The sequence below is a fragment of the Saccharothrix sp. NRRL B-16314 genome, from assembly GCF_000716595.1.
GTDB lineage: Bacteria > Actinomycetota > Actinomycetes > Mycobacteriales > Pseudonocardiaceae > Actinosynnema.
Map to the genome: position 1 here is coordinate 1 of NZ_JNXC01000182.1, position 339 is coordinate 339.

General features: G+C 74.9%; 1 pseudogene. It reads left to right on the forward strand.

Going from position 1 to position 339, the window contains the following annotated elements:
- A pseudogene (locus OQ02_RS45425) lies at positions 1 to 237 on the forward strand (DNA-binding protein); the annotation flags it as partial.
- Positions 238 to 339: the final 102 nt, after the last annotated feature.

The window sequence follows — 339 nt, forward strand, 5'->3', positions numbered from 1 at the left end:
GTGCCCGAGCGCACGGAGGGCGCGGTGATCTCGGTGGTCATCCCCGAGTACGTGGTGGGCCACTGGTGGGAGCAGCCGCTGCACAACCAGAGCGCGCTGCGGCTGAAGACCCGGCTGCTGTTCATGAAGAACGTCGTCGTCATCGACGTGCCCTACCGGCTCGCCTCGGCCCGCGAACTCGCGGCCGAGCGCGCGAAGGCGGCGCGGGCGGCGCAGGACGCCGAGAAGCAGGCCTGAGCGCCTGCCCGACGGCCCCGACGCCCGGAACGTCCCTGCCCGGCACCGCCCGACCCGGCCTGAGCGCCCCGCCCAGCCCCGCCCCCGTCAGACGCTCAGGGC